Origin of the sequence: Rhodopirellula halodulae (assembly GCF_020966775.1) — a bacterium.
In the GTDB taxonomy this organism is placed as follows: domain Bacteria; phylum Planctomycetota; class Planctomycetia; order Pirellulales; family Pirellulaceae; genus Rhodopirellula; species Rhodopirellula halodulae.
Genome location: NZ_JAJKFV010000011.1, coordinates 133942 through 156136, shown reverse-complemented (window position 1 = coordinate 156136; position 22195 = coordinate 133942). Strand labels below are relative to the sequence as shown.

16 protein-coding genes are annotated in these 22195 nt (G+C 57.4%); 10 read left to right on the top strand and 6 right to left on the bottom strand.

Features of this window, described 5'->3' with window-relative positions; translation table 11 throughout:
• Positions 1 to 3: 3 nt before the first annotated feature.
• Positions 4 to 1326: a DUF1552 domain-containing protein gene (locus LOC70_RS09160; RefSeq protein ID WP_230253308.1), complete on the bottom strand. Its 1323-nt coding sequence runs from the start codon at positions 1324 to 1326 to the stop codon at positions 4 to 6.
• Entirely contained in the window at positions 1323 to 4409 is a 3087-nt protein-coding gene (locus tag LOC70_RS09155) for a DUF1592 domain-containing protein (RefSeq protein ID WP_230253307.1), read from the bottom strand. Before LOC70_RS09155 ends, LOC70_RS09160 begins: the two co-directional genes overlap by 4 nt.
• A gap of 324 nt (positions 4410 to 4733) precedes the next feature.
• Here LOC70_RS09155 and LOC70_RS09150 point away from each other — a divergent pair, with 324 nt between their 5' ends.
• From LOC70_RS09150 to LOC70_RS09105, 10 genes are all read left to right on the top strand, one after another.
• Positions 4734 to 5453 (top strand): tetratricopeptide repeat protein, encoded by a 720-nt coding sequence (locus LOC70_RS09150; RefSeq protein ID WP_230253306.1) that lies wholly within the window; start codon positions 4734 to 4736, stop codon positions 5451 to 5453.
• Complete coding sequence (locus tag LOC70_RS09145) at positions 5450 to 5719, top strand: WXG100 family type VII secretion target (RefSeq protein ID WP_230253305.1); 270 nt, start codon at positions 5450 to 5452, stop codon at positions 5717 to 5719. The genes LOC70_RS09150 and LOC70_RS09145 overlap by 4 nt, the downstream gene beginning before the upstream one ends.
• A gap of 283 nt (positions 5720 to 6002) precedes the next feature.
• The gene (locus LOC70_RS09140; RefSeq protein ID WP_230253304.1) at positions 6003 to 7058 is read left to right on the top strand and encodes a sugar phosphate isomerase/epimerase family protein; all 1056 of its coding nucleotides are present in this window, start codon (positions 6003 to 6005) and stop codon (positions 7056 to 7058) included.
• A gap of 175 nt (positions 7059 to 7233) precedes the next feature.
• Positions 7234 to 8367 carry a Gfo/Idh/MocA family protein gene (locus tag LOC70_RS09135; RefSeq protein ID WP_230253303.1) on the top strand — a complete coding sequence of 378 codons (1134 nt, stop codon included), beginning with the start codon at positions 7234 to 7236 and terminating at the stop codon, positions 8365 to 8367.
• On the top strand, positions 8364 to 9809 hold the full coding sequence (locus tag LOC70_RS09130) for an FAD-binding oxidoreductase (RefSeq protein WP_230253302.1): 1446 nt from the start codon (positions 8364 to 8366) through the stop codon (positions 9807 to 9809). Before LOC70_RS09135 ends, LOC70_RS09130 begins: the two co-directional genes overlap by 4 nt.
• Complete coding sequence (locus LOC70_RS09125; RefSeq protein ID WP_230253301.1) at positions 9802 to 11097, top strand: FAD-binding protein; 1296 nt, start codon at positions 9802 to 9804, stop codon at positions 11095 to 11097. Before LOC70_RS09130 ends, LOC70_RS09125 begins: the two co-directional genes overlap by 8 nt.
• A 6-nt stretch (positions 11098 to 11103) precedes the next feature.
• Complete coding sequence (locus LOC70_RS09120; protein WP_230253300.1) at positions 11104 to 12402, top strand: heterodisulfide reductase-related iron-sulfur binding cluster; 1299 nt, start codon at positions 11104 to 11106, stop codon at positions 12400 to 12402.
• Positions 12403 to 12448: 46 nt separating this feature from the next.
• On the top strand, positions 12449 to 12847 hold the full coding sequence (locus tag LOC70_RS09115) for a hypothetical protein (protein ID WP_230253299.1): 399 nt from the start codon (positions 12449 to 12451) through the stop codon (positions 12845 to 12847).
• Positions 12848 to 12988: 141 nt separating this feature from the next.
• The gene (locus LOC70_RS09110) at positions 12989 to 13189 is read left to right on the top strand and encodes a hypothetical protein (protein ID WP_230253298.1); all 201 of its coding nucleotides are present in this window, start codon (positions 12989 to 12991) and stop codon (positions 13187 to 13189) included.
• The gene (locus LOC70_RS09105) at positions 13174 to 14643 is read left to right on the top strand and encodes a DEAD/DEAH box helicase (protein WP_390889028.1); all 1470 of its coding nucleotides are present in this window, start codon (positions 13174 to 13176) and stop codon (positions 14641 to 14643) included. Before LOC70_RS09110 ends, LOC70_RS09105 begins: the two co-directional genes overlap by 16 nt.
• Positions 14644 to 14685: 42 nt before the next feature.
• Here the strand turns inward: LOC70_RS09105 and LOC70_RS09100 are convergent, their stop codons facing one another.
• Genes LOC70_RS09100 through LOC70_RS09085 form a run of 4 tightly spaced genes read right to left on the bottom strand, consistent with a single transcriptional unit; the run spans position 14686 to position 22188 of the window.
• Positions 14686 to 17388 carry a hypothetical protein gene (locus LOC70_RS09100; protein ID WP_390889027.1) on the bottom strand — a complete coding sequence of 901 codons (2703 nt, stop codon included), beginning with the start codon at positions 17386 to 17388 and terminating at the stop codon, positions 14686 to 14688.
• A gap of 58 nt (positions 17389 to 17446) precedes the next feature.
• A complete protein-coding gene (locus LOC70_RS09095) occupies positions 17447 to 17869 on the bottom strand; it encodes an ExbD/TolR family protein (RefSeq protein WP_230253295.1) in 423 nt (140 codons plus the stop codon).
• Positions 17870 to 17875: 6 nt separating this feature from the next.
• Positions 17876 to 18793, bottom strand: a complete 918-nt coding sequence (locus tag LOC70_RS09090; RefSeq protein ID WP_315857240.1) for a MotA/TolQ/ExbB proton channel family protein — start codon at positions 18791 to 18793, stop codon at positions 17876 to 17878.
• Positions 18794 to 18831: 38 nt separating this feature from the next.
• A complete protein-coding gene (locus LOC70_RS09085; protein WP_230253293.1) occupies positions 18832 to 22188 on the bottom strand; it encodes a tetratricopeptide repeat protein in 3357 nt (1118 codons plus the stop codon).
• Between the last annotated feature and the right edge of the window lie 7 nt (positions 22189 to 22195).

Genomic DNA, 22195 nt, shown 5'->3' with positions numbered 1-22195 from the left:
TTGCTAGAGTCCCGCGAGACGCTCCGTGGCGTCTCCGAAGGCATCGAGTTGAACCCCCATTCGATCCATGATGGAGAGATAGAGGCTGCAAAGTTTGCGGTCCGAGTCGTCTTGGTCGAGGTAGTCCAGCACGCGGCCGGTTGGAAGCTTGCCGGAAAGGCCTCCCGTCAGCAGCACCGGCAGTTTGCTGGAATCATGAGCGTTACCGGACCACATGCTGGACAGGAACAACAAACACGAATGGTCCAGGACGGTCGCGTCGCCTTCCGGCATCGCTTCCAGCTTCCCTGCCAAGTAAGCGTACTGGCTGCAGTAGTACCTGGAGATCCGTTCGTACTCATCGGAGCGATCGTTGTGCGAGGCCGAATGGTGAGTCGACTTCACATCGAGGAAGGGATAGAACAGACCGGAAAGGTCGCGGTTGAGGAGCAACGTTGCCACGCGGGCTTTGTCGGTTTGGAATCCCAAGGCAACGATGTCGCACATCAATCGCATGTGTTCACGGATGTCTTCCGGCAGACCATCGTCAGGACGCTTCATCGCTTGAATGGGTTTGCCCTGGTCCTTGGCTCTTGAACTGGCCTTGGAGTGAGCGGCTCGCATCGAAGCGGCTCGTTTCTCCACTTCGCGAACGCTGCTTAGAAATTCTTCCAGCTTGGCTCGGTCGGCAACGCTCACCCGACGACGCAATGATTCGGCGTCTTCGCCAACGCGATCCAGAATGCTTTCATTGCGGCGGCTGCCTTGGTTGTCGAACAGCGCGTCGAAGGCCAGCGATGGATAAACTTCCATCGGCACCGGCGACGTTGCGTTCTGCCACGAGATGTGCGAGCTGTACGCCATCGAAAAATTGGTTTCGTGGTAACCCGTCACCGGTTGTTCGCAACCGAGCACCAAACTGGGGACCGCGGTTTCGTCCTGGAAATGGTTGGCAAGGACTTGGTCCATGCTGATGTCGCCTCGAAGTTCGGAACCCTTTTTGAGCGACGCACCGGAGAGAATGTTTCCGGTTTGACCTGGGTGAATCCCAACACCGGTCGCGTTTTCATTGAACAGACCGGTGATGAAATTCATCTTGTGTTTGAGAGGTTCCATGGGAGTCAGGCTCTTGCCCAATTCCATGTCGGTGCCCTCGCCCTTGGCCCACCAGTGATCCGCATTGATACCGCATCCCATGAACAAGGCGGCAAACCTTTGCGGCGTTTCCGCCGCGTCGTTACCGACCATGGTTTCACGTCCCCATACGGGGATCGATTCCATCCATGGCAGCGCCATCGCGACACCGGCACCGCGTAACAACGTTCGTCGATTGAGTGCTGGATTCATGGCGAAGGCTCCGTTTCGGTGGCAGGTTGCTGATTGGCAGGTGGGTGGTGGGGACTCGCTGAGTCGATTGCGAGCATTTGAACCCGTTTGTTTCGGAATGCGGGGCTGGTCACAATCGTGTCGACCATTGCGTCAAAACGATGTTGATTGGCTCGCAAGTTGGTCTTCATGTCGGCGATCAAGGATTCATCGGAAAGTTGCAGGGAACGTCCGAGGGCGAAGGCGAGCAGCTTTCGGCAGAAATGATCGACAAAGTCATTTTCTCGTTGCCGTCGGATGTAGTCCTTCAGCCCGTCGATGCCATCACCGTGGCTGCCGTCGGGAAACACCACCTTCGCGTCGATCTTGCGCCCGCCCAAATCTCGGTCGCGCAGTTCACCGATGGGGCCGAATTCTTCGAACACCAATCCCATCGAGTCAATTCGTTCATGGCATCCCGCACAACTTGGGTGCTCGCGGTGACGAGCCAGGGCTTCGCGGATCGTTAAGTCGCCGAGTTTGCTTTCGTCTTCGGGCAATTCGGGAACCTCCGCCGGCGGAGCTGGAACGTGCTCGCCGAGCACCCGCTGCACGACCCAGTTGCCGCGTTGAACCGGACTGGTCCGAAGCCCGGGTGAATTGCGCGTGAGGAAAACACCCATCGGAAGCAATCCGCCTCGATTCCATCGTCCGGCCTCCGGCAGTAGGGTCCATCGGTCCTTTTCAGCCACTTCGCTCGCACCGGCTTCCGAAACCAAAGTGTCCCACTCCGCGTCGGTGACGCCGTAGTGCTCAGCAAGTTCGCGATTGACGAAGGTGTGATTCGCGTACAGGAAATCGAGAATCGACCGATCATTTGAAACCACGTCGGCAAAGAAACGAAGCGGTTCCTCCAGCATCGCCAAACGCAAGCTGTCCGTGAACTGAGGGAACCGTTCTCGATCCACACCGTTGTGCTGGTCGAATCGCCGGAAGTTCAGCCAGTTGCCCATGAATTCGCGAATGAAGTCGTGGCTCTTGGGATCCCGAAGCATCCGGCGACTTTCGCGAGCGATGGTTTGTGCATCTTGCAAGGCATTCTGCGCCGCCAATTCCATGAGTGGCTCGTCGGGCATGCTGGACCACAAAAAGTAGCTCAACCGATTTGCGAGCGAGTGACCATCGAGCGGTTGGACCTGGCCATCCTGACTCGAGGATGCCGGGTCGATGCGATAGCAGAAGTGCGGCGACATCAGGATGCGAACCACACAATCGCGAATGGATTCGTCGTGATCCAGTTCGCCTTCCGTTCGCAGATGCTGGTAGAACGAAAGGATTTCCTCGCGATCCGAATTCGTTAAAGGTCGTCGGTAGGCTCGCTCGGCAAACTCCAGCACGGCTTCGAGCTGCACCGGTTGCGATTGCTGCTTCAGCGTTTCAAGCGAGCGGAAGGTTTTCGACATGTCGTCGAAGTACCTGCGAATCGCCGCGAGAGCTTTATCGCTGGCACCCACTTTTTCGGCCTTGGCGACGTAAGCATCGCAGAGCCCACGCACTTTGTCCTCCGCGATGCAATCCTTGTCTTCCGCGCGGTATCGGTCGAACACGCGGTCACGCATGAATTTCGAATCCGTTCGGTCGAACCAGATGAAGCCAGCGTACTGACGCATCGGCGCTGAGGTGACGAAGTCCAGTTCCACCCAAAGACGATCCAAGGTCGTGCGTTCTTCGTCGGTGAGCATCAAGTCATACAGAGGTGCGTCATCGCGGTAGTATCCCATTTGACTGTGGAAGCCAGCGCTGAGGTAGCGTCCCGTGCGTCCCCTCTTCTTTTCGTCTTTGGCGTCCAAATACACTCGGGCTCGCTCAGAGACAAAGAAGCGGTCGGGAAACAGATTGCAGAACCGCTTGAGCTCTTCAACATAGGATTCTTGCGGCTTCTCGGTTTCGGGGAACGAGAGTAGGTTGGCGACTTGATCTGCAGCCGGCACACTCAAGTCCGAAGCATCAAACGATCCGATTCTTTCCTGAAGCGGTTGCAAACGCTTGGTGGCCAAACGACGTCGATTCGCGGCAAACTGTCGGTTCTTCCAAAGCACCAGCGGTTGTGACCCTGGATTCATTTGGGGTGCGGTGAGGTTTGGGATCTCCGGCACCAGTTGTTCTCGAAACCCTTCGATGAACGTTGCCATTTGTTGGCAGGATTCTCGTGCTTCGGTCTCGTTGGAGGAGGACTCGATGACCTCCGACCACATTGCACGCAGCGCAGTCATGGGGCCTGATTCGAGGGTCTCATCATCCGCGGGCGAGCGTGAACCGTTTGCCAGTGCGTCGTGGAGTGTGTGGCAGTAGCGCTGGCTGACGCGATGTGTATTGGCCAGTTGGGAGATCGATTGATCGTCGTCGGTATGGGCTTTCCAAACGACGAACAGGTGGTCTTCCAAGCGAACATTCTGCTGACGATAGAAAGCGATGATGCGGTTGACGCAGAACTTGTCACGGTCGGTTTCGGTGATCACTGGATGTGGAGCGAACTCCAGTCCCGAAGGCGTGATCGCAAGGTGATCGGCAACACGGCGAGCGGCTTGCAAGTATTTCTTCAACAACGCGGGCGACATCGTCAGTGATTCACCCGAGTTATCGAAGCCCGCCTCATTGGCAGGGTCGATCGGGAAATCCGCCGCGGGTTGAATGTCGACACCCGTCAGGTCTCGAATCGTGCGGTTGTATTCGGCGCTGCTAAGCCGTCTCGCCAGCACCAACCCGGGATCGCCGGCCGTGCGTTTTGCCTCCGCCTGCTTCAGAGTTTCGATCCAGCGGATCATTGCTTGTCGCTGTTCGTCGCTGGGTTGAGAGCCCGCATCTTCCGGCGGCATGTCACCCGCTCTTAATCGCTCCAGCACCACTGCCCAGTGACGAAATCGACCCACCACATCGTCGACATTTTGATCGGTCGTCAGGTCCAAGTCGCCTTGAGCCGAATCCGAGTCATGGCACTCGACACAGTGAGTGCGTAGAAACGGCTGGACGGTCTGTTGGAAGGTGGACTCCAACGGGTCGTCACCAAAAACGCTAACGCCTCCAATGCTCGCAAGGAGCAGGAGGAAAATTCGAGGGACAGACATGCACGCGTTGAGGGAAGGAGGGAACGCGAAAATGGTGGGTGCGGGAACCGCGGCGGGCGAACCAAGCGGTTGGGATCTCCAAGCGAGATTCGCTTCGTTCGTGACGTCCAATCATAGCCGAAAACGAGTTTGCTCGCCGTGTTTCGTGACTCCGGCGGGAAGTTCTTCCCCCTGGTTGGGAAGGAGAACGTTGTGCGGGGCGATTTTGCAATCGTGTCGGCGTTCATCCATACTGGAAGTCTTCTCTGGAAACCGATGTCACGTTCGGTTTCGCGCGATGGTTTCTTCCATCGCCATTGAGTCCATCTCACGTGTGTGTGCTTCATGACCGCAACTTCAACGAACGATGAAGGCGATGCCACCGCCACCGGATCATCGGCCGCGCCCACGCGTCGGCAGCATCTCGAGCATCACCTGAAGACCTGTCCAACGGACATCGACAGCTATCTGGAACTGGCGTCGATCTACCGAGAAGAAAACCGCCCGCTGCAAGCCGCGAAAATTTTGGAGCAGGCTCATGAGATCTTTCCCGACGATTCCAAAGTGATCTGGGAGCTGGAAGAAGCACGACTGGCTCGATCCGTTCAGCAGTTGGTCGAAGTGCGTGACTTGGCGTCGCGTCTGGGCAATTCGTCCATGGACCAAGACCTGGAACGCGCGACCACGGATTGGGCAAACTGCCGACTCAAAGTTTGTCGTGCGCGGCTGGGTCGTGATCCGTCGCTGACTTATCTGCGGATGGTCATTGGCGAAGCCCTGTATGATTTGGAACGCTACGACGAAGCGATGGACGAGCTGGAGCCACTGCTGGATTGCGAATCGCATTCACCGGGGGCATATCTGCTGACCGGTCGGTGTCAGTTGTTGCTCAGTCAGGACATGGCCGCGATGAAGTCCCTGCGGCAAGCATCCATCCGACGGTCCGTGGTGGGACCTCAAAAGACTCGCGTTGCCGCGTTGACGTTGCTGGTTGATCTGGCCGAGCGTCACGGGTTGGATGCGAGCTTGGAAATTTATCGACAATCCTTGGAAACGATCAAATGAATCAAGCCATTGGTGACCCCGATCAGATTCGTCAATTCGCGTCGCAGTTGGCTCGGTTTGCAGAAGAATTGCGACAGCGAGGAACGGGGCTGTCCGCGCAGATGAACCAGTTGGAGCAAACTTGGCGGGACGAGCAACAAAGAAAATTCAATCAAGAATTTCAGGACCAGCTTCGCCAGTTGCAGCGATTGGTTCAGGTGACCGATGAGCACGTGCCGTATCTGATGCGGAAAGCCGAGCAGCTCGACGCCTATCTGGGGCGCTGAGTTATCTGGGACGCTGAGTTGCCTCGAAACCGCTTTCAGTTCGCCGGATGATTCGAGGTTGATTCTCCGGTTGGCCGCTTCACGGCGCGAATCCTTGCTGACAATTCTGCGCGGACCGCTCAAGGGTTCTTGCAACGAGCGGACGCAATGCCCACCCTAGTGGCTCGGGAACAGTGATTTCTACGCCGCATTCAGCCGTTGGCTGGTCAAGCTGATTGGTGATTCGGTCGATACTTCCCGTCTAAACTGAGTGCTTCCTTCCTGAGAATGGCGTTTCCCGACGATGAGCGAACACCCGAATTCGTATCCTAAATTGCACAACGCTGCTTGGCCTGGTGTGGTCGGCAAAGGCGACGACGATGAGAATCCAGTGATCCCGTTGGATGAAATGCTGGACCTGACCGCGGCTGCGGAAGTCGACGGTCGCAAGTTCGACGGAGTCGATTTGTTCCTGTTCTCGCCGCACGTTTCGATCGATGCGGACGACGCCGAATTGGAAGCGTTGGCCGAAAAGGTTCGTAGTCGAAACTTGGTGATCGGAACCGTCGTGGCTCCGGTTTGGGAGCCCACCGGCGGCGGAAGTGCGGGCGGCGGACCCGAAGAGGTCGAGGCGTTTCTGAAGCAGGTTCGCAAAGGCTGCGAGATTGGAAAGAAGCTGCGGGAACTGGGCGTGCGACCTTACGGCAGCGTTCGTTTGGATAGCGCCATGGGGGTTGCCGATTGGGTGAAAGACCCCGATGCATCGCAAAGTCGAATCGCGGACACCTTCAAAGCGGCTTCGGACATCGCAGAGGAATACGACGAGCGTTTGGCTGCCGAGGGTGAGATCTGCTGGGGCGGCATGCACTCTTGGAAAAAGATGGTTGATCTGTTGGAGCGAGTTGGCCATCCCGAGCGATTTGGTTTCCAAGCCGACATGGCACACACCTTGTTGTACTTGCTCGGCTACAACGCACCCGAAGACGCGATTCTGCCGCAAGACTTCGACTGGTCCGATGCGGACAAGAAAGCGGCTGCGTTGAAAGAGTTGACGCATGCACTGCGTCCATGGACCATCGATTTTCATGTCGCCCAAAACGATGCGACCGTCCACGGAACCGGCAGCCACGACAAGACCGGTCGTCACTGCTTGCCCAAAGACCCCAACGGCAAACTGGAAATCGCCAAGGACGCGGGTTACTGGTTGCGAGACGAACACGGCGATGTCTTGCAAACCTGCAAGCACATTTGTTGGGACGGTTGCATGTTCCCCAACGACGTCATGCACAAACCAGAAACCTGGAACGACATTCTCGAAGCCATGCTCAGCGTGCAAGACGCTCACGGTTGGAACGAGTGAGCAGTCCCGGCTTCCATCAGTCGCGATTGGTTCTCCGCGAACCGGCGTGCTGAAAGAATGCGATTCCGCCCAAGCGTTCGTTGAGAGACGGATGCACCGATCGAAGTGGCCGCACTCACCCTCCGTGTGGCCTTCTCATCTTTCACCTTCCCTTTCTTTCCCCTGATCAATACGAATGAAACCTCTGAACATTGGCCTGATTGGCTACGGCTTCATGGGCCGCACGCACACCAACGGGTACCGTCAAGCACCGCGATTTTTCGACTTGGAATATCATCCCGTTTTGAAAGCGGTTTGTGCGCGCAACGAAGAGAAGGCGAAACAATTCGCGGAACAGCAAGGTTACGAGTCGGTCGAAACCGATTGGCGTGAATTGCTGAAACGCGACGACATCGACGCGGTCGATGTTTGCACGCCCAACAACCTGCACAAAGAAATTTCGATCGCTGCCGCCGAAGCCGGCAAAATGGTTCTCTGTGAGAAACCATTGGCAATGAATACCGAGGAAGGCATCGAGATGTGCGAAGCGGTCGAAAAGGCCGGTGTTCGCAACATGGTTTGGTACAACTACCGTCGCGTTCCGGCCGTCACGTTGGCCAAGCAATTGATTGACGAAGGTCGCTTGGGACGAATCTTCCATTACCGTGCCAACTTCCTGCAGGACTGGACCATCAACGCGGACGTTCCTCAGGGAGGAGCGGCGACTTGGCGTTTGGATGCGGAAGCGGCTGGTAGCGGCGTGACCGGTGACTTGCTGGCCCACTGCATCGACACCGCGTTGTGGCTGAACGGAAGCATCGAAGACGTCTCGGCTGTCACCGAAACGTTCGTGAAAGAACGCGTCCACGCCGAGACCGGTGAGAAGACACCCGTCAAGATCGACGATGCGTGTGCATTCCACTGCCACTTCAAAAATGGATCGTTGGGACTGTTCGACTCAACGCGTTACGCTCGTGGTCACAAGGCGCTCTACACGTTGGAAATCAACGGTGAGCATGCTTCGATCCGTTGGGATTTGCATGACCTGCACCGTCTCGAGTACTTCGATCACAGCGACGACGGAATTGTCCGTGGCTGGCGCAGCGTGCACGTGACCGACGGCGATCAGCCTTACATGGGCAACTGGTGGGTGCCAGGATTGCAAATTGGATACGAGCACACCTTCGTGCACCAAGTCGCTGACTTCTTGAAGTCGTTGGAATCGGATCAGCCCGCCGGTCCAACCTTCCGCGACGCCTTGGAAACCCAACGCGTTTGCGATGCGGTCCTGGACAGTGCCGCCACGCGCAGTTGGAAAGACGTGAAGTGAAACCTGACGACCTGACTGGTTTGGCAGAGCTGTTTCCCGCCGATCGGTTTCGGACCGATCCGGCGGCTCAAGCGGCGTTCGAATCAGACGGGTTGCTCGCGTACACCACTCGACCTCGCGGCGTGGTCTTTCCGGAGACCGCCGACGAGGTCATCTCAACGGTCCGGTGGTGTCACGAACATTCGGTGCCCTTGGTTGCTCGAGGCAGCGGCACGGGCCTCTCCGGCGGCGCGATGCCCCATCGTGATGGGGTTGTGATCGCGCTGAATCGACTGAATCGCGTTCTGCACGTGGATCCTCTTGAACGCACGGCAACGGTCCAGTGCGGCGTGGTGAACCTGGCCGTGTCGCAAGCCGCACGCCCACACGGTTTGTACTTTGCCCCCGATCCGTCCAGCCAATCCGTGTGCACGATTGGCGGCAATATCGCCTTCAATTCAGGCGGGGCTCATTGCTTGAAGTACGGCATGACGGCCGGACACACTTTGGCGATGGATGTCGTTCTCGGCGACGGCACGGTGACCAGTCTTGGCGGAGCATCGCTGGAACATACCGGGCCGGATTCAACCGGATTCTTTTGCGGCAACGAAGGAATGCTGGGCATCGCGTTGCAGGCGACGTTACGCTTGCTACCGCTGCCGGAAACCTTTCACACGGTTCTGATTGGCTACGACACCATTCGCGAAGCCGGCAATGCCGTGGGCGAGATCATCGCCGCGAATTTGCTTCCGGGGGCGATGGAAATCATGGATGCGATGTCGATTCGCGCCGCCGAAGCCGCCGTGGCATGTGGTTACCCCAAGAACGCCAACAGTGTGCTAATTGTTGAGTTGGAAGGTTCCGCTCAACGTGTGGAAGTTGAAAAGCAAATCCTGACGGACGTCATTCAATCGACTCAACCATCCGCGGTGGAGATCGCTAAGAACGATGCCGAGCGGTTAGCCATTTGGAAAGGACGCAAGTCCGTCTTTTCGGCCGCCGGTCGTTTGAGTCCCGACTTCATTGTTCAGGACGGCGTGGTTCCGCGACGTCGATTGGGCGAAGCCTTGGAACGGATCGAAGCGTTGAGCCAAGAATGTGGAGTTCCCGTGGCGAATGTCTTTCACGCGGGCGATGGCAATTTGCATCCGTTGATCATGTATGACGGCAAGATCGCCGGGGCCTTTGACAAGGCGAACGCGTTTGCTCAGAAGATCCTTCGATTGTGCATCGAGATGGGAGGATCCATCACTGGCGAGCACGGCGTGGGCATCGAGAAACGCGAAGTCTTTTCGGAAATGTTTGATGAGGCGACGATCGATCTGATGCATCGTGTCCGAGCTGAGATGGACCCTCACCGAATCTGCAATCCTGGCAAGATGTTTCCCGATGCATTGGCACCCGCGTTGACGACGTCCGGTTTGCACCCGTTGGAAAAAGCGGGGGTGATCTTTCGTGACTGAGCCAAAGTCATCCGGCGATCTCGATCCGTTGCCATCCGTCGAAGCCCCCGAATCAGTGACGCACTGGTCACAACTGATTCGCGATTGGGAAGCCGGTGCGGACGATGCGAGATTGATTCCGGTTGGCAGCTGTAGCAAACCGGGATTGTCAAAACCGTTTCTCGATGCGCCGTCGACGTCCGCGCCGAAACGCTTTTCGGCGCGATGCTTGTCTGGCATCATTCAGTACGACCCATCGGAGTTCACGATCTCGGTCGCGTCGGGCACTCCGGTCCGTGACGTGATGCAAGCGTTGGCTCAGCACGGACAAACGTTGCCCTTTGACCCACCGCGAGCGAATGCAAATGCAACGATCGGTGGTTGCGTCGCATCTGGATGGAGCGGTCCCGGACGTTGGCGTTATGGTGGGCTGCGAGACTTCATCCTGGCAGCATCGTTTCTCGATGGTTTGGGCAACGAGGTGCACACGGGGGCTCCCGTCGTGAAGAATGCGGCTGGGTTCGACTTCCCAAAGTTGATGGTCGGCAGCCTTGGGCGATTGGGGGTGCTGACGCGTTTGACGTTCAAGGTTTTTCCTCAATCTGAATCACCGCAAACTTGGGCGATCCATTTTGAATCGCTGGGTGAAGCCGCCGAGTACATGCAGTCGCTCACTCGAATGCCAATCGAGATCGATGCGATCGAGTTGTGTTCACCCGGCACATTTTCCGCCTTGACTTCCCAAACAGGCGAGGACATTGGGGCGAAGGGGTGGGCGATCGTCCTGCGAATACCGGGCCCCCAATCCGTGGTGCGAGCCACTGTGGAACGAATTCAGTCCACCGTCGATGGTCCTGCTCCCCAGCAATTGCCAGAAGAAGCCGCAGCGTCGGTTTGGGACTTGTTGCTGAATCATCAAGCAGCGGTCTCAGTCCGCGTGCCGATCACGCCGCGTCAGATGAACGTGTTGCAGGAGGATTTTCCCAAGTCTTTGAATGACAACTCATGGCACGTTCACTTTGGTTTGGCGGGCAACGTGATGTTCATCCGAGGCAGCGGAACGGTTCAAGAATTGCACGATTGGTTGTGCCGACATGGGCTCGCGGGGACGCTCCTGAACGTCGATGAAACGTGCGAAGGCAGCGAACGCACGGGATGCGGGATTGGAATCTGGAGACATGACGAGGTTGTGCTTCGGGTGGCGAGAGGTATCGATCCCCACCAGCGTTTCGCGCCGTTTGTTTTTGGGAAACCGATGCACCAGCACACATCGACCCATAGGCATTTGATGCCGAAGGTGAAAGGTTGATCGCGAATGCAACATGAGATTCCCATTGCCACGTCTGGTCCCAACGCCGATTCCATGTCGGAGGCTGTGAACACTTGCATCCGATGTGGTTTTTGTTTGTCGGCCTGTCCCACCTACGACGTGCTGCAGCGTGAATCGGACACGCCGCGCGGACGCATCATCCTGATGAAAGAGGTGCTGGAAGGATCGATGCCGGCCGAGCAGGCCGCGCCGCATCTGGACGCTTGTTTGGGATGTTTGGCATGTGAGCCAGCGTGTCCTTCGGGTGTGTCCTACCGGCACTTGCTCAGTCCGTATCGAGCGTTGGTTCATGATCGTGTGCGAACGGCATGGCCTCAACGGTTGCGTCGCTGGTTGGCGGCCCAAACGCTTCCCTACCCCGGACGATTTCGATTGGCCGCCAAGTTGGGCATCATGACGCGATCGCTTGTCAAGCTCGTGCCGTCGTCGCTGCGGCCGATGCTGGAGTTGCTGCCAAGCGAACTGCCCAGTCGCAGCACGCTTCAGCCAAGCTATCCGGCATTGGGAGAATCGGTCGGACGAGTTGCCTTGTTGGCAGGGTGTGCTCAGCAGGTTTTGGCTCCGCAGATCAACGACGCCACGATCGCAGTTCTCACTCACATTGGTTTGGAAGTGATCGTTCCGCCTGAGCAAGGTTGTTGCGGTTCGTTGACGTGGCATGTGGGAGACGGAAAACGGGCCTCTGCGTTTGCTCGACACAACATCGCTGCGTTTCTTGCAAGGGAGCAAACGTTCGATGCGATCGTGACCAATGCGGCTGGGTGTGGATCCGGCATGCAAGAGTACGAAATGATTCTCCGCGGGACTGACATGGAGACGAGGGCTGCTGAGTTCGCCAGTTTGGTGCGTGATGTTTCCTTGGTGGTCTCCGAGCACGCTGATCGGTTGCGATTGAGACGGCCGCCATCCTTGCGAGATGGTGAATCCATGCTGCGTGTGGCTTATCAAGATGCCTGTCACCTGGCCAATGCACAGGGAGTCCGTTTGCAACCACGCGAATTGTTGTGCCGGATCCCCGGCGTGGAACTGGTCGATGTGAGCGAATCGCATTTGTGCTGTGGGTCGGCGGGAACGTACAACATCGATCAACCCGAAGTTGCAAGTGAACTCGGGCGGCGAAAGGCCAAGGCGGTATTGGCAACGGGAGCTCCGGTCGTTGTCAGTGGGAACATTGGGTGTCTGACGCAACTGCAAACGCATTTGCAACAGTCGGCAAGTGCGGGGCATCCGGTTCCACGAGTGATGCACACCATGGAATTCTTAAGAGAGTGCTTGGACGATTGAGGTTTGAGTAGCCCGGTACCCTTCCCACATAGAAACGAACGAAGCAATGAAGCGAAACGAATTGACTTTGGCCGAGCTGGAGGCGTTGGCACGCGAAGAGAAAGTGACGGGCAAGACGGTCGGCTGCTTGGTCGCCTTGCAATCCGACGACGAAGAAATTCGCACTTGGGCAACGGAGGTTCTGTCGGGACCCGCGGAGCCGTCGACGGAGGAAGAAGCGGAGATTGCCTCGGTGATGCAGTCAACTTTTACCAACGGAGCGGCGAGTCAGTCGTGGTCGGCCGTTGAGGCGGATCAGCTTTATTGGTGCGCCACGATGCTGGGGCGGATGGATGCGATCAGCGAAAGCTCTCGCGAATCATTGCAAATGCTCGCGGAATGTTCCGCTGACGATCTGCAAGGTGCCAGCCGACGAGCCAAATCGGTTCTCGGCCGGATGGCCTAGCCCATCTTTCACCACTTCTGCAGTGTCCCCGCAGAGCCGAAGTAGTGGGGAATAGGCGAGCATTCGTCCGGCGGTAGCACGATTTGCAATGGACTTTTGCTGGAAGATAGATAGTCTTTGTCGACCGGCCGCCGCAATGAAATGAGCGAACTTTCGGCCGATGCATCCGGGTTCATTGGGTCTCCGACGTGTCACATGGCTGTGATTCAGGGAACACCATCTTGGTCCTGGGGCGAGCACGCGATGGATACCGGGGACGGAAACCGGACGGAATTCGACGGCTCGCTGATTGCAAACTTCACGTTGAGCGTGATTCGTTTCCAACTTTGGACCCTGTTTTGAAAACCTTTGAAGATTTGGGGCTTGCCGCCCCGTTGTTGGATGGCCTGGAAAAGGCCGGCTACAAGACTCCCACCCCCATTCAAGCTCAGTCGATCCCCGAAATCCTGGACGGTTATGACGTTCTCGGTGCCGCACAGACCGGCACGGGAAAGACGGCAGCGTTCGCATTGCCAATATTGCAATTGCTGTGGGAAGACGACCAAGAAAACCGATCGCAACCTCGGGGACGCAAACGCCCCGGTCGACGGCCGATCCGCGCCCTCGTGTTGTCACCGACTCGCGAATTGTCGGCGCAAATTGAATCGAACTTTCGCATCTACGGAAAGAAAACAAAACTCCGTAGCACCGTGATCTTTGGCGGGGTCAACCAAAACCCGCAAGTCCGTGAATTGCAGTCCGGCGTGGACACGTTGGTGGCGACTCCGGGGCGTTTGTTGGATTTGGTCAGCCAGGGTTTCGTCGATTTGAAAGACGTCGAGATTCTGGTGCTGGATGAGGCCGACCACATGCTGGACATGGGATTCCTTCCCGATGTCAAACGCATCCTGAAGTTGTTGCCATCCGAGCGACAAAACCTGCTGTTCTCAGCCACGATGCCCGGTCCCATTCGCAAGTTGGCGGATGAGATCCTGGTGGAACCGGTGACGATACGGATCGCACCGCAAAAGCCGACGGTTGAACGCATTGATCAAGCCGTTTGTTTTGTGGCACAGGCAGACAAGCCATCGTTGTTGAAAGAGTACTTTCATAGCCAAGCGACCGGTTCCACCTTGGTGTTCACTCGCACCAAACACGGGGCCGACGCGGTGGCTCGCCGATTGGTCAAAGCGGGGCTGAAGGCCGCGGCGATCCACGGCAATAAAACTCAGGCCAACCGAGTCCGTACCTTGAACAAGTTCAAGAACGAAGAACTCGATGTCTTGGTCGCAACCGACGTCGCCGCGCGAGGAATTGACATTGATGGCATTCAAACGGTCATCAATTACGACACGCCCAACACACCGGAAGCCTACGTGCACCGCATCGGCCGAACCGGGCGAGCGGGCCGCGAAGGACAAACGGTGATGTTCTGTGCCGGCCACGAAACCAAGTTGTTCCTGGCGATCCAGCGTCACATTAAACGAGACATCCCGGTGATGAAAGGTTTGCCTGGATGTCAGGCTCGTCCTTTGGCTGATCCAGGCACCGACTCTTCGAAATCATCTGGCAATCGTCGCTCGGGCGCATCCGGTGGTCAGCGTCGGGCTTCGGGATCGGGAGCCGGTCGGAACGCTGATGGGACGGCGAAACCTGGTGGCGCGAAAAGCGGTGGACGGCGACGACGCGGGCGAGCGGAAGGCAGTGTTTCGCGAAGGGGCAGCACCGTCGGGCGAAAGTCGGCCGCGAAAGAGGCGGGTAAATCACAGGGCGGTGGCAAAAAACGACGCTCTCGCAATCGAGGCTCCTCGTCCTGACGATCAACACGTGTGATTGTCGGACCGCGAATTGTCTCGTGACTAGGGCGTCGGCTGCGCGCCGGTCTCTTCGTAGATCGGCAGGTGGCGGTAATAGACTTCGAGATTCAGCAAGTTCATTGTGGTGACGTACAGTCGTCCACCATGAGCGCTCCAACGATCCGGCACCGGCAATTCTGGGTCCCAGCTTCCCGCTTCGGGGCCGCGTTTGATCTGGCTCTCGATCAACACCGGATTGAGGTACTGGTTCCATTCGTCCCAGTATTCTCCGCCCATGTGGAACATGACCTGAGTCGCGTAGTACCAATAGTAGGTGTCGCGTTGTGGAGCGCGGCTGGTGCCAACGCTTGGTGGGAATTTCGCGATGTATGCGGCGGCGGACTGCATGTCCTCGTTTTCGCGACTCCATCCCGAGTACATACGCATCAGAATGCCGACGGCAGTCATGGTCGGAGTCGGACGGCGACCGTGGGCCTGCGCGGGTGTGTTGGGAGCAAATGGGTTGTACCGGTAACGGTCTCGCTCGGTCGGACTGGCTTTGGCCAATTCCAACCAGCGGTCGATGCCAGCGTAGGTGTTCGGTGACACGGTCAATCCAGACAGTTCGCCGCTCTTAAGAGCCATCATCATCCAGCCTGTCACGCTGGTGTCGCTGCTGACCTGGGGAGTGTATCGCCATCCGCCACGCTGCTTATGCTGGGTTGCTTCGACGTAGTTCAAGCACATCTGCGCGGGTTCGCGGAGTTCGGGATCCTGTGTCATGCCGTAGGCTTCGCAAAGCGCCAACGAGGCAATGCCATGGGAATAGAACGCGACGTTTTGATCGCTGAGCAGATTTTCCCGTCGGTACAAATCACCATTGGTGCGTTGGTTGTCGATCAGAAATTTCAATCCTTTGGCAACGGTCGACGCGTATTGGTGTTGGCGATGGGTGTAGCCGGCACCTTGATAAGCCAGCAGGCACAAACCGGTTGCGGCCGTGTCCGATTGCAAGATCACATCATCGCCGTGTCCCTGTAGCGACCAGCTTCCATCCTCTTTTTGCAGCGTGGCCAGGTAAGCCAGCCCCAATTCAATCGCTTCTTCGGTTGCCGGTCCGACCATGCCCGCGGGAGCCGGGGCCGCACCACCATTGGTTCGTTTGACGCGTCGACTGAATTGCTCGACCGCGGCGATGGACAGGCCCGCTGGCGTGACTGGACCACCGACCTTTTGTCGTTTTCTGGTTCCGCGAGTCAGGTCCAGAGCAGCGATTTCCACTGGCCCATCCGACGGAACGATGCCGGCTTTTTCTGCTGGTTGCATCGCCAAGCCCGCCGGGCCATCCGGGGCGTTCAGGTCAAACAGAGGATCGGCCGCCTGGCTCAGGTCAGCGACAGACGACGCATCCGCCTTTGTACCCGTCGAGCGAGTCGCATTTTCCAACGCACGTTCCGCGGCGGCTTCGTTGGGATTGGTTCCCGATGCACCGGAGTCCGCTCCATCGGCCTCCGCCAACATCTGTGCGATGGCCCCGGAATCGGGCGAGGCCGTTTCGGTAGATCCTCGACGTCCGACGGCACGCCTTTTCGCGGATCGTGGACGGCTGAACGAGCTTGCGATCGCATCCGGGAGGCCAGCCATGGTGGCCAGTTTCGCGGCTTGAGGTAAATCGCCCTGCCCTGTTGTCGGGAGTGAATCCACCGCGGCCGTGGCGGCTTCACCAGGAGACAACGTCACGTTGGCACCGACGGCGGAACTGGTTCGTTGAATGGGGGTGAGTTCCGGAGTCAACATGCGTTCCGCATCGACTTCGATCTTCGCGATGGAAACGGTTGGCGGCGTGGGGGCAGCTCCCGCAGCGGCTTGTCGCGTCGGACGCTGGCGCTGGCTGCGTTGACGGGCCAAACCCGCCGAACCAACAGTCGGCATGGATTCCGCCATGGACCGAGGCGATGGCATGGGTGTGGCGGACGTTTCGTTGGATTGCATTGGAGCCGCATCGGCGGCCGCCGCAATCGAGGCTCCACTTCGTTGTCGTTGTGGTTCACGTGCAGCAGGTTCGGCTGCGCGCTCCGCGGGCGATTCCGCCGGAGCTGGCTTCACAGCGGTCTGAATCTCCGGTGCTTGTGGCGACGATTGCGATTGTGGCAAAGGCTCGGTCGGCTGGCGTCGTCGTGCCAAACGGGATGGTGATTCCGCGGGTTGTGGTTGAGCCATTTCCGGTTGAACTCGCTTCATCAAGAACTTTTCCGGTTCACGGGGTTGTTCTTGATCCGGTTGAGGGATTTCCATTCGCGGAGCCGAGCGTTTGACCGGCGGCATTTGTCGTTGCTCGAGCGGTATCACCTGTGAAGTCGTTTCCGCATCCACGGGTTGCGACCAATCCGGCGTCACCGCGTTGGTTTCTTCTGGCTTTTGAAAAAGATATTCCGGCACCGTTTTGCGGATGGGTGAACGGTCGGGCTTCACCCCCGCGAAAGCTTCCGGAAAGTAGTGCGGAAAGATGACCCAGCGAACCGCCAAAATCACCAACAGCAGGTGGACGAAAACACTGAACAGAAAACCAAGTTGGAATGATTTCTGAACGTACTTGGATGCGAATTGGTGCAGTGCAAAACCAAAACCGACGCCGATCAACGGCACCGCCACGACGTAGGTCCAAGCGTTGTACAGCGGCCGCGGGTCATCGAACGAAAGGTACCCCAGGATCATGTAAAGGATCAGCCCGATCAACGAGACCAACGCGACGTCGAGCGGCCACATGCGCTCGTCGTCGGGATCCGTCATTTCATCGAACAGTTGGGGATCTTGATTCACCGGTTCAGCCCGCCGGACCATCTTTGGTGGACACCGAGTAATCGCTCACTCCCGTGCGATTGCAAACATCCATCACGTTGACCACCGGTTGGAAGCTGGCGTTCTGGTCCGCTCGAATCACGACCGTCTGATTGGTTGGGTTGCTAGCCACCGCTTTCTGAAGCAGTTTTTCCAGTTCCTCCAAAGGCGTTGCCTCACCTCGCAAATACACGGTGCCGTCGGCATCGATGTCGACCACCACCTCGCGTGGTTTGCTGGTCATCGGGACGGCACTGGTCGCCGATGGGAGCACAATGTCGAGTTGACGTTCCTCGTCTTCAAATTCGCTGGTCACCAAAAAGAAGATGAGCAGCAAGAACACCACATCAATCAATGGTGTCAGGCTCAGCGTCCCAGCGACGTTGGATCGTTTAAGTTGAACTGCCATGATCGATCACGACGAAGCGACGGGAGGCGGTGAATGAATGGCCATCGGTGGTGGCGTGCCGTTGTCCAGCGGTCGCAATTGACCCTCCTCATCCATCCGTGAACGGCCAACGAATCGCACCAATCCAGGAGCGATCACGAACGCCAGTTCTTCGATCCGATGGAACAATTTCGCGATTCGGTTCTCAAGGTATTGAGCCAAAATGGCCGCGGGAATGGCGACGGCCAAACCCGCCAACGTGGTGACCAACGCGGTGTAGATGCCTTCGGAGAGTTGTTCGCTGCGGCTGCGGTCGGCGGTCAGCGTGCTGGATTCATGGAAAGCAACGATCATGCCCCAAACAGTTCCCAGCAATCCCATCAATGGAGTCGCCGCAGCGGCCAGTGTCAGCCAACGAACTGGACCCGCGTAGCGATCCGCTTCGCGTTGCAATGCCTCCCCCGCCGCGCGTTCGATGTCGCCCAGAGGTTGGCCCGTTCGCATCAGCATCGCTGACACCACGCGAGCTGCTGGCGACGGATTTTCAATGCAAATCTCTTGTGCCGTGCTGGGCGGGAATGACTCATGTTTCGCTGCCAAGTCCGTGATCTGATTGACCAGCGAGCGTGGGAGAATTTTCTCCGTTCGCAAGGAAAGCATTCTTTCAACGGAAAGCGTCACCACTAACATGCTCATCAAGCCAATGGGGATCATGAAGCGTCCACCACGAGCAATCAGCGACAGCAGGTCGATGCCGGATGGCTGGTCCGATCCAGGTTGCTGAGTCGGTTCGTCGTTCATCACCGACTGAATATCAGCCGCGTCGACGATGCTCCCCGGTGTACCGGCTGGTTCAGCCGAATCCTGAGCCAACAGGCGTTGATCTGGCAGCAAGGCGGGAGCGGCGAACACCAATGTCATCGACCAAAGCAACGCGATGCTCAGTTGGAAACGCTGCTTGCGACGGGCGTTGGATAGGAATCTCACGATGCTTTCAGTGCCTCCGCCCGTTGCTTGGCCTTTGCAGCCAATTCATGTCCGGGATGTTGGTCGATCACGTACTGATAGAAGTCCTTGGCGAATTGAGCGGCTTTCGCCTTGGCGGTGCTGGTTTGCGCTGACTGCATCAGCAACTCAGCACAGCGTCCCGCCTCAAAACCGCTCTTTGCTTGCCAATTCTTGATGACGGGGTCCGCTTTGTCGGCGCCAAATCCAAACATCACCCGTTGGAATTCTGGAATCGCTTTGTCGAACGCTTTCTGAGCGAAGTGAATCTCGCCCATCATGAACCTGGCTCGCGCCGCGATTTCGTTGCGATAATTGTCCGCGACTTGCGAATAGAAATTCAATGCCTTTTCGTCATCCCCCACATTTTGGGCGGCATATCCGAGTTCATAGAACACTTGGGGAAGATAGGCCGTTGCTGGAAAACGTTCACGCAGTTCGTCATACCATCCGATTGCGTCTTCGAATTGACTCAGCTGCGCCGCACTCTGACCGCCGTGGAGCAAGATCAACTCACGCACTTGCCGTTCGGCAGCATCGCGGAGTGTTTTGGCCGAATCATCATCGGCTTGGATCTTTTCGCGTGCTTTGGAATACGCTCGCAAAGCGGTCTCAAAGTTCTCCTGTTTGAAACGCGATTCGCCGATCATCATCATTGAGTCCAACAACAGTTTGCCTTGCTGGACCTCCACATACTGACGTTTGAATGCGGCTTCGGCGTCCGCGTACTGCCCTTGCTTGTAAAAGCACCACCCGAGTCGATAAAGCGACTTCTCTTTGGCATCCAAGTCGTTGCTCTTGTCCGCCGCGATTTGAAACGCTTTGGCTGCTTCGGACCACCGCTCGTTTTGGTAGTGGTTTTGTCCAACGAAGTAAGCCGCATCCGCCACCAGTTCGTTTTCGGGGAAACGCTGGATCAATTCTTCAAAGCGTTGCAGAGCTTGGTCTTCTTGCCCGCTCTCGCGAAGCGACCAGCCCAACTCGTAGAGCACCTTGTCCATGTCCGGATAGTTGGGAACCTCCGTCACAATGCGTTGCAACGTTTCCGCAGCGGTTTGCGTTTGGGAAGCGTTTTGATCGAGCAACGCTAGTTCGTACAACGCGTGTCCCAGATTGTTACCCGTTGGTTCCGTGTTCAAGTAAGCCTGCAAATCGGCTCGCGCGGCCGCATCCTCATTCAGGTTTCGCCGCGCGATCCCGCGAGCCAGCAAGGCATCGTCCATCAACGAGTGATCGGGCGATTCTGTGATGACGTCGGTCAAACTGGCTGCGGCCGAGTCGTACTGCTGCGATTGCAGTTGGGCCATGCCCATCGCGTAGCGGGCGAAGGGCAGCAACGCAGTGTCACGTTTGGCATCCAATACCGGCTGGAAGTATTCGATGGCCTGAGCGAAGTTCTTGTCGCCGCTGGCCAATTGCCCCAGTTTGTAACGGGCTTGGTCCGCGGCGCGTGTCTCGGGTGCCGTGCGAACGAGCTCCTTCCAAATCCCTTCGGCCGCATCGCGTTTGCCCGCCTTCAGTTGAGACTGGCCGGCCATCAGGAACGCTTCATCCGAACGCGACCACTCCGGCGACACTTCGCGGCTCTGTTGGAAGGTCGCGGCTGCCTCGTCCGCCTTTCCAAGTACCAGCTCCGATTGCCCCGCGAGCATCAAAGCCTCGGCTTTCTGGTCGGGCGATTTCAACCCATCAAGATTTTCGCGAACCAGTGAGATGGTCTTCTCGGGTTGATCCGCTGCTTTCCAAGCGGTCGCAGCACGCAAAATCCAGGTGGATCGTTCCGGATGATTTCGATGCTGCGTGTTGTTGATCAGTTCCTGATATTGAGCTGCTGCTTCCGCAGGTTTGCTATTCGCAAGCAATGCCTCCGCGCCCACGAACGAAGCGTCCGGAGCCAGCGGATCGTTGGCGTGCTTTTGTTCAAACTCGTTGGCTAGCTGAATCGCGTCGTTCGCCTTTCCAAGCTTCAACGCCACAAACGCTGCGTTGTAAAGAGCACGTGGCGCGAGTGGATGGTCGGCGTGTTCCTGAGAGATTTGTCGGTAACGTTCGAAGGCTTCATCGAGTCTTTCTGGTAGCAATGACAACGCCTCGGCTGCATCCAGCTTCAATGCGACCGCGAATTTGCCTTGGGGGCCTTTCTCGATTCGGCTCGAAGCCACCTTGAGAGCGGTCTTTGCGGGTTCGGTTGCCTGCGCCGGATCACGGTTGGCTTTGCCGAGTTCAATGCGAGCCAGCCAGTGAGCGGATTCTGTCGCGGCTTCCGGATCGCTTCCCTCCAGCACATCACGAAAGCGTTTCGCGGCGGCGTCCAAGTCGCCGGCCTGATACAACGTCTGTGCCGACGCGAGTGTTGCCGCCGCTGCGTAGGGTGATTCGGGGTATTCCGAGAGCAAGGCTTCGTAAGACTTGGAAGCGTCCCCCGGTGAGCCATTTTGTGCGTGTGCGAATCCTTGGCGAAAGAAGCTGTAAGCCCGATCATCTTCGGTGGCGGACGTGTTGGATGTAACGGCGGCGAATTGCTTGATGGCGGAGTCAAGTTTCCCCTGCAATAAATCCATGTCGCCCATGCGGATCTGGACGTCGACGATCAATTCCGATCCGGCACACGCATCCAAGAGTTGTTGGTAGGAAGATTGAGCCTGATCAAAACGCTCAAGTTCTTCCAAAGCGACGCCGCGTGCGTACAACGCATCGCATCGCAAAGGAGAATCGCCCACATCGTCCAATTGCAGCATGGCGTCATAGGACTTCACGGCCGCGTCCAAGTCACCCAGCGAGTACTGGGATTCACCACGGTAGAAATATGCACGATCGAGCAGTCGCGAGTCGGGGAACTCCCGCGTCAACATGTTGTAAGTGTCGACTGCCTCACGTAGTAATTTTTCGTCGGCAGCGTCATCCGAACCGGTGGCTGCGTAGAGGCACCATCCGCGATTGGAAAGACTTTCTTCGCGAAGTTCGTACTTCTTGTCCTTGAGCGCCACGGCGAAAGCGTCCGCGGCGGCTTTGAGATCCGGCGTGTCACGCTGCATGTAGCACACGCCCAGATAGTGCGATGCTTTTGACGCTAGCGGGCTTTCGGGGAATTGCTTCAGAAACTTTTGCCAGGTGTCGATCGCCAGATCGATCGCGCCATTGGTTTGGAAGTTGGCCGCGTCGGCGTACATCGCCACCGCCGCCGAATCCTTGTCAGCGGTTGCCGCATTCGCGTCGTCTTGTGCTCGGACGGTTGGCAAAAAGAGCCCGACCGAAAGGACAATCGCGAAAAGGGATGCCACGATGCGTGAAAATCCCGAAGGGTCACGCAACAAAGATCGAACGAAGGATGGCATGACAGCG